This is a genomic window from Hymenobacter yonginensis (genome assembly GCF_027625995.1).
In the GTDB taxonomy this organism is placed as follows: domain Bacteria; phylum Bacteroidota; class Bacteroidia; order Cytophagales; family Hymenobacteraceae; genus Hymenobacter; species Hymenobacter yonginensis.
The window spans coordinates 2,101,102-2,114,639 of the sequence record NZ_CP115396.1 but is presented as its reverse complement, the minus strand read 5'-3'; the positions used below and the strand labels follow the sequence as shown (position 1 = coordinate 2,114,639).

The following is a 13,538-nucleotide window of genomic DNA, read 5'->3' as shown; positions in this document are numbered from 1 at the left end:
TCGCAAAAAAACGGTGCTGCTACCGGATGGCGCGCTTCTTGGTATCCGTAATCATGGGCACGGCCGGGGCCGCCGAGGTGCCCACGGCGTTGGTGGCCGAAACCCGCACGTAGTACACGGTGCCGGGCTCCAGGTCGGTGAGGGTGATGGCGTGCGAGAGGCCGGGCGTGTTGAGCTGCACTTTCTGGCCCAACTCGCTGGTTTTGCCATACTCCACGGTGGCGGTGGCGGGGTTGCGGGTGGCAAACTGCACCGTGAAGCCCGAGCGGCTGATGGCCGTGGGAATGGGCTCGGCCACAATCATTGGCAGGCCGCCGCCCACTACAAAGTCGGTGCTGAGGCGGGGCAGCAGCTGGTAGCCGCCGGTACCGGTGTTGGTGAACTGGCTGAGCACGCCCAGCAGATCGTAGCTGCCGGCCGGGATGGTTTTGCCCACCAGCCCGGTTTCGCCGGTAGAGGCAATGTTGACGCGGATTGGGGTGGCCTTCTGCCCGTCGAGCAGGTAGTTGGTGTTGCCTTTGAGGGCCTCGGCCGGGGTGCCGTCGGGGGCCGTGAGGCTGCTCAGGCCTTTGATGCGGATCAGGCGGCCTTCGTTGGTTTCAGTGAACAGGGTGGTAGCTGCGGCAGCCGTGGTTTCCAGCATGGGGATGCGGCGGCCACCGGCCAGCTTCTGCACGCTCGTCACGGGGTCCATTTCCAGCAGGCCGCTGTAGTTTTTGAGCGTGCCCGTCAGCAGCACACTGTCGCCGGGCTGCAGAGCGGAAAAGTTGGGGTTGTTGAGCGAGAAAGCCGCCAGGCCGGCGTGCTTGTCCTGCACAAAGCGCAGCTGCCCCAGTTCGGAGCCGTTGCTGACAATGCCGCGCACGGTAACGGTAGCGCCGGGCCCAGCCAGACGAGCCGCCTGGATGGTGCTGAGCGAGGAGGCCGCCGGCGCGTGGCCGGGCTGGGCGTGCGCCGACGACAAGGCGCTGATTACCAGAGCAGGGAGTAGCAGAATTTTCATGAGGGAGCGTGAGCGGTTGGGTTGGGGAGGAGCGGAGAGCGGCAGAGCGGGCCGGCAGATGGAAAAATGCCGGAAAGAGGTTTCGGTAAAAATACAATAAGCCCGGCAAAGCCTCATGCCCGGCCGGCGCCTTTTTTGCGTCCCGGAAGTCAGGCAGAAGAAGCGGGCAGAAGCCTAAACGATTCAGTTAAAAGCATTCGTGCCGCCGCCAGCAACGCCGGAATGGTACCGGTTGGTCCAGAATGATTACATAACGGTAACATTAGGATGCAATTTTGCTGGCTGCCGCTGCGTATCGGCGCCGCCAGCATGTGCGGCGGATGGAAGCCGGGCGGAGGCAACACCTCGAAGCACCTGCGGCTAGTCTTTGGGGGCCTGGGCCGGATCGGTGGGCTCGCCGGCGCTGGCGGCACTGCGGCGGCGCGAGTCGGTGGCAATGAGTACCACCGGGCTCAGGGAGTTGCCGGCCTCATTGGTGGAGGAGGCCCGTACGTGGTAGGTGGTGCCCGGCCGCAGGCCCGTGAGCGTGATGACGTGCGTGGTGGTGAGGGCCGCGTTGGTGACCACCGATTCCAGCTCGCCGGTGCGGCCAAAATCGATGCGGGTGTCGCCGGGGTTGAGGGTGGTGAACTGCAGCTTCACGGTTTGCGGGCTGGTTTCGAGGGCTACGGGCACACCCACCACCACCGGCTTGCCGAAGCCTACTTCCAGATCGGCGTAGGAGCGGGGCAGCAGTTGGTAGAAGCCACGGCCCCCGCCGGGCGCGTACTGCCCCATCAGGCCCATCACCGAAAACTCGCCGCTGGGCGCTGGGGCCCCTACCAGGCCCTGCACCCCGCCGGCCGTGGCCTGCACCCGCAGCACGGCCCCGTGCTGGCCACCCAGCAGGTAGCTGGTGCTGGCCGTCAGGGTGCGCGCCGTTACCCCGGCCATGGTGGTCAGAAACGGTACGCCGGTGATACGCACCAGGCGGCTCTCAAAGGCTTCGTCGTAGACGCTGGCTAGGTCTTCGAAGGCTACCTCGTGCAGTGGCAGCGGGCGGTGCTGGGCCAGCCGCCGGGCCCGGGTGATGGTGGTGAGCTCCAGCAGCCCGTTGTAGTTGCGCAGCGTGCCCTGCAGCTCCACACTGTCGCCGGGCTGCAGCGCCACAAAGGCCGGGACGTTGGAATAGGCCGCTAGGCCGGCGGTCTGGTCGAGCAGGTAACGCACGCCGCCCAGTTCGGGCCCGTTGGCCACCACGCCGCGCACAAGGAGCACCGACCCCAGCGCGGCCCGCCGGGCCTGCCCCAGCCGCAGAAACTGCGGCGCCTGCGCCCAGGCCGGTGAAACAGTCAGTGATAAAAGCAGGAAGCAAAGAAACAGGGCGGGCCGGCGCAGAAACATGCAGGAAGCGGGAGTTGCAGAATGGGACGCAAGGTGCGTCGTTGGCCGCAAAGCTGCAAATTCCTGACTAGGTCGCCAATAGATTATATAAAGCTTACATAATATTTACTTCGGGATGCAGCTCGATGCCGAACTTTTCCCGAACTGAGGCAATGATTTCGTAAGCCAGGTCGCGGATGTCCTGGCCCTGCGCGCCGCCGTGGTTGACGAGCACCAGCGCCTGCCGGTCGTGCACGCCGTGGGGGCCGCGGCGCAGGCCTTTCCAGCCGCATTGCTCTATTAGCCAGGCGGCCGGCACTTTCACGCCGCCGGGCACGGGGTAGCCGGGCAGGCCTTCGTAGCGGGCTTTCAGCTCATCGAAGCGGGCCTGCGAGATTTCTGGGTTTTTGAAGAACGAGCCGGCATTGCCGATCTGGGCCGGGTCGGGGAGCTTGCTGCGCCGGATGCTGCTCACGGCCTCGCTCACCTGGCGCGGCGTGGGCTCGTCGGCCACGCCCATGTCCTGCAGGGTGGTCTGAATGTCGCCGTAGCGCACGTTGGGCTGGGCGCGGCGGTGCAGGCGCAGCAGCACGCCGGTCACGATGTACTGGTTTTTCAGCGCCCCCTTGAACACACTTTCGCGGTAGCCGAAGCCGCACTCCTGGGCCGAAAACGTGCGCAACTGGCCGGTGGCCGTTTCCAACGCCTCTAGCTGCTCAAACGTGTCCTTGAGCTCGGCCCCGTAGGCCCCGATGTTCTGCAGCGGCGCAGCGCCCACCGTACCCGGAATCAACGATAGGTTTTCGATGCCGCTCAAATCCTGGTCGAGGGCGTACTGCACGAGGCCGTGCCAGCTCTCGCCGGCCCCGGAGCGCACCAATGCCGATTCATCGTCCTGGCTGATGATTTCCAGGCCGCGGATTTCGTTTTTGAGCACTACGCCGTCGAAATCCTGGGTGAAGAGCAGGTTGGAGCCACCGCCCAGTACCAGCTTTTCGGCGGCCTGCACCTCGGGTAGCGCCAGCAGCGCGCGCAGCTCGTCTACGGAGTGGAAGCGGGCAAACAGGCGCGCCTGCACATCGAGGCCAAACGTGTTGTAGGGGCGAAGCGAAACGTGGTGTTCCAGAACGGGAGCCGGGGCCATAGCGGTAGCAGTAAGCGGAAAGGGTTGCCGGGCAAAGGTAACGGGTTGTGGCCGGCTCCTGCCCACACAAATGCCGCCCCACTCCCTCGGGGCCCGGCGGGGCCTTGTGGGAAGGGGGCGGCACGTCAGCGGAGCCCGGGGCAGATCAGGCGGCGGGGCGGGCCGCAGCGCGCATCCGCTGGGGGGCATCCATCACCAGCGTCACGAGCAGCGCGTGCGGCAGTGTCACGATAGAGGCCACTACCAGCGCCAAACTAAACCAGGCCGGCGCGTCGGGCAGGCGGCTGGCCAGCAGGCGGCCCACTACCAGCAGCGCGGCGCAGCTAAGCAGCAGCAGGGGCGCAGCTTGGCGCAGGAAAAACCAGAGCTGCGACAGCAGCGCTTGGCGGGAACGGAGGGCGGAGCTGCCGTAGCCCAGCCAGCCCGTGAGGCGCAGCACGTGCTGCAAGCTGTGCCAGAACACAAAGTACACCACCACCGACCAGCGCGGCGGCAGCAGCAGCAGCAACATTCCCAGGACCAGCAGCTCCGTTAGCTCGCGTTGCAGCAGCGCCCAGCGCCGGTGCCGGGCATACCAGAGCCAGAGCAGCCCGTGCCCGACCGCTACCACCGTGCCCAGCACGCCCGCTACCGCTCCAAACTGTGGCAAGGCAACGGGACGCGCCCCCGTGAAACGCAGCAAATCATTTACGATGCCGGCCGTTTCGGTGGGCCACCAGATGGCGGGCACGGCAAACAGCAGCATGCCCCGCAGCAGGCTGTGGCTCAGCCATTGGGCCACGGGCACCTGCGTGGGGCCAGGCGCATCGGCCGAGCCCCAGTGCCACATAGTCAGCAGGAAAAACAGAGCCACAGTAGCGGCGGGCCATTGCCACCAGAGCAGCCCTACCACCGCTGCCAGCCCCAAGTAGCCGCCCAGAAACCGCCCCCAGTAGCGCCAGGTGCGCAGGGCGTTGCCAGTTGGGACGAGGGCCGGCACCACCAGCTGGTCGCAGGCGCCGTGGGCTACGCCCAGCGCCACCATGCCCACGGCCAGCGGCAAACCCAGCACCAGCCCGGCGTGCGCCGGAAACAGCCGCCCCAGCGCAATGAACAGCAGCACGGCCGCGTAGGAATAATAGCGTGGAGGCCAGGCGGGGGCGGCGGTGCTGGCACGAAGGAAAGGACGCATAGGAAACGGGTGGAAAGGCAAACAGGCTGAGCTGGCCGGGGTCGGGCAACTCAGCCTGCCGGCCGGTGAATTCCAAAAAGCGGGATTTGCCGGGAAGGCCTGCCGGAGCTACACCACCGAAGCGGCGTTGGCCGGCGCCACTTTCACCGCCGATTCGCTGCGGGCAATGCCGTAGACCACCAAGCCGAAGCCGATTTTGTTGATGGCATCGGCAATGTTATAGAGCAGGTCGAGGTCGTGGGGGCGGAGCAGGCCGGCTCCGTCCGGACCGAGCCAGCCGCCGGGCATGGCCATGTAGCCGATGGGGTAGATGGCCCACCCGACCAGGATAAACCAGGCCAGCGCCCGTACGCCCTTCTGCACGGCCACCGAGTTGGAGGCCGCCGCCAGCTGCGCTACTTCGCCCATCCAGGCCGAGTACAGAATGTACACGTAGCCCAGCGTGGAAAGGGAGCCCCACAGCACCGAGTGGCCCATGGAGCCATCCGTAAAGGCCTCGCCGATGTAGCCGAAGACCAGCATAATGACGGCCGCCAGAATCAGCTTCCAGAGCAGTGACGCCTTGGCCCCCGCCGCCCGCACCAGCAGGTAGAATTCCACCACCATCAGCGGCACGGTCAGGGTCCAGTCGATGTAGCGCAGGGCAATGGGGGTTTCGTTGGTGCTGACGTAGTAGTCGCGCATGTAGTAGTAATGCACGGCCGCAATGCCCGTAATCAGGCCCGAAACCAACAGGGAAGTTTTCCATTTGTCGGCCACGGTGCTGCGCTCAAACAGAAAGAAGACGGAGGCAGCGGCCATGGCCATATACCCCGTGAAAAAGGTAAACGCCACTGGGTCGTCAACCGGAATACGCATGATGTCGAGTAATACCGTTTTCATGAGGTAAGGAGTTGGGGGTGAGAATGAAATTACACTTGATTAAAGAATTAATATGTTTCAATGTTTAGCTTTTGATAAGGAAAAGTTCAACAAAAACAGCCGCCGGCTTCCGGCCTACCCGGCAATGTGCCCTCAGGTGCTGGGGGTGGCATATCGGGCCAAAAAAAAAGCGGGTCAGAAACCGGCCGGCTGCCGTTTTCTGACCCGCCTGAAGCGAGATTCCAGCGAGATACTCAGGTTACCGCACCCGGTAGCCGTTCAGGGCGTAGAACAGCAGGTAGGCATAGCAGAGGGCCGGCAGCACAAACGCCACCCGGATGCCGCCGCCGTGCGTGGCCAGCAGCCCCATCAGCGGCGGAATAATGGCCCCGCCCACGATGGCCATAATCAGGTACGACGAGCCCTGCTTGGTGAATTTGCCCAGGCCCGTAATGGCCAGCGGAAACACCACCGGCCAGATGATGGCGTTGCAGAGGCCGCACAGCACCACCAGCCACAGCGCGGTTTCGCCGGAGCTCAGGATGGAGAGCAGCACGAACAGCGTGCCGGCGGCGCAAACCCCGGCCAGCAGCTTGCGGGCATCGAAGCGGGTGAGTAGCGGAATACCGACAATGCGGCCCACCATCACCCCAAACCAGTACGACGACACCAGCACCGCGCCCACGGCCTTAGTGAAGCCGCCGCTAGTATCAATCGGGTCGGGGGTGTTGCCGAACAAAGCGGCGGCCCAGCTGGTGGCCACGCTCAGGCCGCGCACCAGCTCCTGCGTGAAGCCGCTGAGCTGGCTGATGTTCTGGCTTTCGCCGTAGCGGATGATAAACGAGCCGATGCCCACTTCCACGCCCACGTAGGTGAAGATGGCCACCACGCCCAGGGCCAGGTGGCGGAAGTCGAGGGCGGAGCGGCGGCCGGTTTCGGCGGCGGCCTGCGCGGCGGCAGCTTCCTCATCGGCGGGCAGGCTTTCCACCTCGGGCAGGCGCACCAGGAAAAACAGCGCCGCCAGCACCGCCAGAAACACGGCCAGCCCCAGATACAGCGGCTTTACCAGCGTGGCTTCCTGGGTGAGGCGCTGCTCCAGCGGCAGCTGCGCCAGCTGGGCCTTCAGCACCGCCGAGCCTCCGAACAGAATCAGGCCCCCGATAAGCGGCGAAATGGTGCCGCCCAGCCCGTTGGCCACGCCCACGATGCTCACCCGGCTGGCCGCCGTGCGCGCTGGCCCCAGCACCGATACGTAGGGGTTGGCCGCCACCTGCAGCAGCGTGATGCCGGCGCCCAAAAAGCTCAGCGCCAGCAGAAACAGCCCGAACGTGCGCGAGTTGGCGGCCGGCACGAACAGCAGCGCCCCGCAGGCCATAATCAGCAGCCCCAGCACAATGCCGCGCTTGAACCCCATCCGCTCCAGCAGCTTGCCCGCCGGCAACGACATCAGGAAATATGCCCCGAAGAAGGCCGACTGCACCGCCGTGGACTGGAAATCGGTGAGCTGGCACACGTCCTTGAGGTAGGGCATGAGCACGTCGTTGAAGTTGGTGACGGCCCCGAATAGAAAGAACAGGGTGGTCATCAGCACCATCGGGCCCGCGTAGGAGCGGGTGGTGCCGACAGGGGCAAGCGGGGTGGAGGACGTAACGGGAGCAGCCATGCAGGGGCGGGGTAGAAAGAAAAAAAGCCGGCCCGGGGCCGGCTAAGCAATGCTACGGAGTTTTTGGCAGAAGTGCAGCGGGAGGCAAGCATAGCTGAATGAATAGCCCGCAACAGACCTCTGCCTGCAACGAATTATAGCGTATTCTACATGTTTTTCACTTCCTGCTACTTCCGGCCATAGGTTTCGAATAGCCAAATGCCAACCATTGGCAGTAGTAAAACGAAGGATATAACCAGATAAAAAGGTCGTTTAGACGTGGCCTGAATAGCCGCTATGAGGAAGCCGATTTCATACATAACCAGCAACGCAATTGTAACATAATCCATGAATAGAGCCGCGGTACCAGCTGCGTTGCCACTATCCTCAGAGTATTCCTTCCAGTAGAGAAAATGCACAACGAAAAGCCACCAGGAGAAATACAGTAGCAATGCTGCTACTGCAACGCCAAAGGAGCTATTGAGGAACTTGATTGTGTCTTTCATGGAGCACGAGCTTTTAAGGCCTACTCGCACTCTTCCACCGGCACCGCCGGCCGCGTCAGGAACTGCCAGGTAAAGACGGCCGCAATGGCGCCCACGGTAGGCGCCACCAGATACAGCCACAGATGCTCCAGGTGCCCTGACACCAGCGCCGGCGCCACCGAGCGGGCCGGGTTCATGGACGCCCCGCAGATGGGCCCCGCAAACATAGCTTCCAGCAGCACCACCGCCCCAATGGCCAGCCCCGCAAACAAGCCCTGCTCCTTGGAGCCACAGGCCACGTTCAGAATCACGAGCATCAGGAAATAGGTGAGGATGAATTCTAACACAAACGACTGCCCCTCGGCACCGGTCGGCAGCGTGGCCCCCAGCAGCGCGTTGGCCGGAAACAGGTAGCGCAGCACCGCACTGGCCAGCACGGCCCCGGTTAGCTGGCTAACGATGTAGGGCAGCACCTGCCGCCCCGCAAACCGCCCCGCAATGGTGAAAGCCACCGTCACGGCCGGGTTGAAGTGGGCGCCCGACACGTTGCCCAGCGCGTAAATCATGGCACTCACGATGAGCCCGAACGTCATGGCCACGCCCACATGCGTGATGGCGCCGTGCGTTTCCTGGTTGATGATGATGGCGCCGGTGCCACAAAACACAATGGCGAAGGTGCCCAGAACCTCAGAAACGTACCGCTGCATATATCGGAATAAGTAGGATAGCCAGGCATACGGCCTGCCGGTGCGCGCCGGATTGGGGCGGCCAACGCAAACAAACGGATTTTCCGGCTTACAGCGGAAACTGCCGGCGCAGCTGCTGGTAGCCAGGGTGGTCGTCGAGGCTGGTGAGGCTCTCAAACATACTGATGAAGGTGCGCACCAGCTCGGGGTCGGTGGTTTGCAGGGCCCGGGCCTCGGCCACCCGATCCAGGTTATACTGGCCCAGAAACACCACCAGCGCCCGAAACGGCTCCTTGGCCTCAGCATCGAAGCGCAGTAGCAGCTGCAAAGGCAGCACCGGCACCAGCTGATGGATGCCCAGGCCGGCGGTCCGTTGCTCGGGGTGTTCGGATAAGGTCTGGAAAGCGTCTTCGAGCTGGCGCAAAGTGGCTTGGTGCTGGTTGCGGTGCTCCTGCCAGTGCTCTGTCGAAATAGTGTCGGCCTCGGGATGAAACTGCTGCCACACGCCCTGCACGAAGTGGTGTAGGCGGCCGTGCTGGTCGGCGGTGGGCGGCAGGGCCTCGGGCGTTTCGTCGGCGGCCAGCGTGGCCAGGTAGAACTCGCGGGCGTCGCGGGCGCGGTCCAGCAGCAGGTCGTGGATGCGGTCGGTGAGGGCGCGCATCTCGCGCTGGTTGAGCTCGGGGCGGTGGTGGCGGGCATAGAAGGTGCCAATGGCGGCCGAGTCGGTCATCAGGGCCAGGTACTCGCTGCCGGCCGACTCTTCCAGAAACTCGGCCATGCGCACCATAATCGGCTGAAAGCCCTTGTACAGCTCCCGCGTGGCGTCGCTGATAGTCACGACGGCGCTTTTGATTTGCTGCTCCACGGCGTTGGAGCTTTCCACCAGCTGCCGGGTTTCGGCGGCCAGCTGCTGGGTTTCGCGGGCCAGCGCGTGCATCTGCTGCATGGCCTGGTCGGAGTTGCGGGAGGCCTCATCAGCCGCCTTCCAGCTTTGAAACGCCACGAACAGCCCCAGAAACGAGGCCACGCTGCCGATAATGGAGTAGTCGCCGTTGAGGGCCTGGTAGGAGGTGTGCCCGAGCAGCGCCAGCGCCACAAACAGGGCCAGATAGAACAGAGAGTTTTTGTTGGGGTCGAAGAGGAAAGAATGGCGGGCCATGGGAGCGGGGCGGGTAGGGGAGGTTGATGGCGCGGGTAACCGACAAGCTTGCCGAATGGCTTAGCGTAACTCGGTAACGGGCTTCTGCATAAAATAAAACAGGTTTCGCTCCAGCTCAAACGCTACTTTCTGCATGCGTCGGCGGGCTATTACGTACGGAATCCCCACGATTAAAAGTCCCTGTAACAAGATCATAGCCATCATAATCAGTGCGTCTACCAAAGTTGTGTCATCGCGCATCAGAAGAGAAGTAAGCGCAACGAGTACGAAAACCAGATAGAAGAGAGCAGGAAACAAGAACATACCGGAAGCTCCGTTCAACTCACCTTCCAGACGTGTGCCAGCAGGTGTGGGCAATACGGTGCCGTTGAAAGCAGGAAAGAACAGCTGGTTGCCATCGGGGCGCGGCTTGAGGAGAACATAGTCGGCCCGCACCACGCCGCTGTAGGGTGCTACCGTGGGAGAAAAGATGCGGCCCAGCCGGCCAAACGGATTCAGGTGGGGTGGCGCTACGTGCGGTTGCAGCCGCTCGACAAACTGGGCCGCCTCAATTGGGAATTCCAGCGCAAATGGCGTAATCAGCCGGATCCGGCGTAATAGTTCTTTCATTGAGATAAATGGAATCGGCCAGCACGCCGGCCGCGGCGGGCGGCGGGTAAAGATAGAGTGGGTGCGGCCGAAGCCCATTACTTTCCCGACCTTTGCACCTTCACCCCTTACCAACACCCCCCTTATGGCCCAGGCCCGCCGCTCCGCCCCGTTCTACATGACCGCCACCACCCAGTTCGGGCTGGAAGAGATTCTGGCCGAAGAGCTCTACCAGCTCGGGGCCAAGATTGAGAAGGTGGGCCAGCGGGCCGTGGAGTTCGTCGGCGACATGCAGCTGTGCTACGAGGCCAACCTGTGGTGCCGCACCGCCGTGCGCATCCTGCGGCCCTTCGCCGGCTTCTACGCCCCCCACGAAAAGGGCCTCTACCGCGAGGTAGGCCGCATCGACTGGGCCGACTACATCCTGCCCGACCAGACGTTTGCCATCACGGCCGTCGTCAACAAGTCCACGTTCGAGCACTCGCTGTTCGTGGCCCAGCTCACCAAGGACGCCATCGTCGACCAGTTCCGCGACCGGACCGGCCAGCGCCCGAGCGTGGACGTGAAAAACCCCGACGTGCGCCTGCACCTGCACATGCTCGACAACGAGGTGGTGCTCAGCCTCGATTCGTCGGGCGAGTCGTTGCACAAGCGCGGCTACCGCCAGCAAACCAACGTGGCCCCACTCAACGAAGCCCTAGCCGCCGGCATCCTGCTGCTGGCCGACTGGGATGGCAAAAAGACCCTCGTGGACCCCATGTGCGGCTCCGGTACGCTGCTCACCGAGGCCGCCCTCATCGCCCAGCGCATCGCGCCCGGCCTCTACCACCAGGGCAAGTTCGGGTTCGAGAACTGGCAGGACTTCGACAAGGCGCTCTGGGAATCGGTGCGCCTCGACGCCGAGCAGGCCCGCCTCGACAAGCCCCAGGCTATGCTCTACGGCTCCGACCTCTCGCCCGAGTTCATCGAGCTGGCCCGCGAAAACGTGGAAGCTGCCGGCCTCGAAGACTTCATCCGCTTCGCCGTGCGCGACGTGAAGGACGCCACCGCCCCCAAGGGCGAGCCCGGCCTCGTGGTGATGAACCCGCCCTACGGCGAGCGAATCGGGGAGGAAGCCGAGATGGACGCCCTCTACAAAACCATCGGCGACACACTCAAAACCGGTTTCCAGGGCTACGACGCCTACATATTCACCGGCAACCTGGAGGCCGCCAAGCGCGTGGGCCTGAAAACCTCGCGCCGCATCCCGCTCTACAACGGCCCCATTGACTGCCGCCTGCTGAAGTACGAGCTGTACCAGGGCTCGCGCCGGACCCCCAATGTAGCATAGGCTTCAGCCTGAGCCGTACAGCGCCAGGCTGGCTTCTGATAGGTTGTGCGCCATGCTACCAGGCGCTATCCGGCACAAGCTGAAGCTTATGCTACATTCCCGCCGTACCTTTGCAGGCTAATTCCAAGTTTATGACCTCCTTCGCCGACCTCGGCCTCGCGCCCTTTCTGTTGCAAGCCCTCGAAGAGCTGCAGTTCACCCAGCCTACGCCCGTGCAGGAGCAGGTGCTGCCCCTCACCCTCGACGGCCAAGATGTGGCCGGGCAGGCGCCCACCGGCTCCGGCAAAACCGCGGCCTATGGCCTCGGCCTGCTGCAACAGGTAGACGTGAAAAACGACGCCGTGCAGATGCTGGTGCTGGTGCCCGCCCGCGAGCTGGCCCTGCAGGTGCGCGACGCCCTCAAGAAAATGGGCAAGTTTCTGCCCAACCTGCGCGTAGCGGCCTTCTACGGCGGCCACGCCTTCGGCGAGGAAAAAGCCTCCCTCACGCAGGCTCCGCACATTGTGGTAGCCACGCCCGGCCGTTTCCTCGACCACCTAGAACGCCGCACCATCATCCCGAACCAGCTCAAAAGCCTCGTGCTCGATGAAGCCGATAAGCTGCTGGAGCTGGGTTTCCAGGACGAGCTGGTGGAGATTGTGAAGCGCCTGCCGCGCCGCCGCCAGACGCTGCTGTTCTCGGCTACTATGTCGGACAAGGTGCTGGAGCTGATCCGCAAAAACCTCACCCGGCCCCGCGTCATCAATCTGGGCCAGGACGACGACCAACTGCCCGAAAATCTCACCCTGATCGGCCACGTCGGCCCGATTGAGCTGAAGCCGGCGGCTCTGCTGCACATCCTGCGCCAGCCTGAAACCGGCCGCGCCCTCATCTTCTGCAACACCCGCGACCGGTGCATGGAGCTGGCCCGCTTCCTGCAGGGCCGCGAAGTGGCGGCCGAGGTGCTGCACGGCAAAATGCCCCAGCCCGAGCGCGATAAGGCCTTGCTGAAGCTGCGCAACGGCTCCAGCCAGGTGCTGGTAGCCACCGACGTAGCCGCCCGTGGCCTCGACGTAACCTTGCTCGACACCGTGGTGCAGTACGACGCCCCCGACAAGGCCGACGGCTTCCAGCACCGTGCGGGCCGTACGGCCCGCGCCGGCGCGGCCGGTACGGCCCACATCCTGGCCACGCTCAAAGAGCAGGCCCACGTGAAGAAGTGGCCCGTGGCGGAAACTATCAAATGGAGCGATATGAAGGCGCCCAAGCTGCCGCCCGCCGCCCCCAAAGCTCCCAAGCCCGAAAACGTGACTTTGCACGTCACGGCCGGTAAGAAAGACAAAGTCAGTGCCCACGATCTGGTAGGCGCCTTCGTGAACGTGGGCGGCGTGGCCCGCGAGCAGGTCGGCCACATCGAGGTGTTCGACTACTACAGCTACGTGGCCGTGCCGCGCGGCCAGGTGCAGGACGTGGTGCAACGCCTGCTGGGCGCCAAGGTGAAAGGCAAGAAAGTGCGCGTAACCGAGGTTCGGTAGCCGCGAAAGGTCTATTTGAACGTCATTCCGAGCGGAGCGAGGAATCTCGCGTGCTGACGTATGAATAGTATTTCAACGTTAGCACGCGAGATTCCTCGCTCCGCTCGGAATGACGTTCTAGTTATATACCAGCTATGCCCCGCCAGCTCCTCTTCATTTGCAGCCAGAACCGGTGGCGCAGCCTCACGGCGGAGCGGCTGTTCGACGGGCACCCAACCTACGACGCCCGCTCGGCCGGTACCGAGCCGGGGGCGCGGGTGCGGGTCACGGCGGGGCACCTGGGCTGGGCCGATGCGGTATTTGTGATGGAGCGCAAACACGCCGATATCCTGCGCCAGAAGTTTGGGCCGGAGCTGGCCGGTAAGCCGCTGGTGGTGCTGCGCATCCCCGACAAATTTCAGTTCATGGACCACATTCTGCAGGACCTGCTGCGCGAGCGGCTACGGGAGCACCTGCCGGAGCTGTAGCAGCATCCACAAGCAGTATGTAGGCGCTGAACAGTGTAGAGACGCATATTCGCGTCTCGTCAGTGAACGACCGTAACCGCGCCAGCTAACCAACGACGCGACGTGAATACGCGTCACTACATCGCA

Annotated in this window: 13 protein-coding genes; 3 read left to right on the top strand and 10 right to left on the bottom strand. The window is 63.8% G+C overall.

The annotated features are described in order from the left end of the window. Nucleotides 1-19 precede the first annotated feature (19 nt). The 10 genes from O9Z63_RS09275 to O9Z63_RS09230 all read right to left on the bottom strand — a co-directional run bounded on the left by O9Z63_RS09275 (nt 20) and on the right by O9Z63_RS09230 (nt 10,122). Nucleotides 20-1,003, bottom strand: a complete 984-nt coding sequence (locus tag O9Z63_RS09275; protein ID WP_270129035.1) for a fibronectin type III domain-containing protein — start codon at nt 1,001-1,003, stop codon at nt 20-22. 360 nt (nt 1,004-1,363) lie between these two features. Continuing rightward, the gene (locus tag O9Z63_RS09270; protein WP_270129033.1) at nt 1,364-2,386 is read right to left on the bottom strand and encodes a hypothetical protein; all 1,023 of its coding nucleotides are present in this window, start codon (nt 2,384-2,386) and stop codon (nt 1,364-1,366) included. A 94-nt stretch (nt 2,387-2,480) separates the two neighbouring features. Further along, complete coding sequence (gene murB / locus O9Z63_RS09265) at nt 2,481-3,509, bottom strand: UDP-N-acetylmuramate dehydrogenase (protein WP_270129032.1); 1,029 nt, start codon at nt 3,507-3,509, stop codon at nt 2,481-2,483. Between the two features lie 145 nt (nt 3,510-3,654). Then, entirely contained in the window at nt 3,655-4,680 is a 1,026-nt protein-coding gene (locus O9Z63_RS09260; RefSeq protein ID WP_270129031.1) for a Brp/Blh family beta-carotene 15,15'-dioxygenase, read from the bottom strand. Nucleotides 4,681-4,788: 108 nt separating this feature from the next. Beyond that, entirely contained in the window at nt 4,789-5,562 is a 774-nt protein-coding gene (locus tag O9Z63_RS09255) for a bacteriorhodopsin-like (RefSeq protein WP_270129030.1), read from the bottom strand. Nucleotides 5,563-5,800: 238 nt separating this feature from the next. Beyond that, a complete protein-coding gene (locus tag O9Z63_RS09250; RefSeq protein WP_270129028.1) occupies nt 5,801-7,204 on the bottom strand; it encodes a sugar MFS transporter in 1,404 nt (467 codons plus the stop codon). A 167-nt stretch (nt 7,205-7,371) separates the two neighbouring features. Further along, complete coding sequence (locus O9Z63_RS09245; RefSeq protein ID WP_270129027.1) at nt 7,372-7,689, bottom strand: hypothetical protein; 318 nt, start codon at nt 7,687-7,689, stop codon at nt 7,372-7,374. 20 nt (nt 7,690-7,709) lie between these two features. Beyond that, the gene (locus tag O9Z63_RS09240) at nt 7,710-8,375 is read right to left on the bottom strand and encodes an aquaporin (RefSeq protein WP_270129026.1); all 666 of its coding nucleotides are present in this window, start codon (nt 8,373-8,375) and stop codon (nt 7,710-7,712) included. Nucleotides 8,376-8,463: 88 nt separating this feature from the next. Next, a complete protein-coding gene (locus O9Z63_RS09235; RefSeq protein ID WP_270129024.1) occupies nt 8,464-9,513 on the bottom strand; it encodes a hypothetical protein in 1,050 nt (349 codons plus the stop codon). A gap of 60 nt (nt 9,514-9,573) precedes the next feature. Beyond that, nucleotides 9,574-10,122 (bottom strand): hypothetical protein, encoded by a 549-nt coding sequence (locus O9Z63_RS09230; RefSeq protein ID WP_270129023.1) that lies wholly within the window; start codon nt 10,120-10,122, stop codon nt 9,574-9,576. A 124-nt stretch (nt 10,123-10,246) separates the two neighbouring features. Between O9Z63_RS09230 and O9Z63_RS09225 the strand changes: the two genes are divergently transcribed. From O9Z63_RS09225 to O9Z63_RS09215, 3 genes are all read left to right on the top strand, one after another. Beyond that, entirely contained in the window at nt 10,247-11,431 is a 1,185-nt protein-coding gene (locus O9Z63_RS09225; RefSeq protein ID WP_270129022.1) for a THUMP domain-containing class I SAM-dependent RNA methyltransferase, read from the top strand. Nucleotides 11,432-11,562: 131 nt separating this feature from the next. Further along, nucleotides 11,563-12,945 (top strand): DEAD/DEAH box helicase, encoded by a 1,383-nt coding sequence (locus tag O9Z63_RS09220; protein ID WP_270129021.1) that lies wholly within the window; start codon nt 11,563-11,565, stop codon nt 12,943-12,945. A gap of 134 nt (nt 12,946-13,079) precedes the next feature. Continuing rightward, complete coding sequence (locus tag O9Z63_RS09215; RefSeq protein ID WP_044017424.1) at nt 13,080-13,412, top strand: low molecular weight protein tyrosine phosphatase family protein; 333 nt, start codon at nt 13,080-13,082, stop codon at nt 13,410-13,412. Nucleotides 13,413-13,538 lie beyond the last annotated feature (126 nt).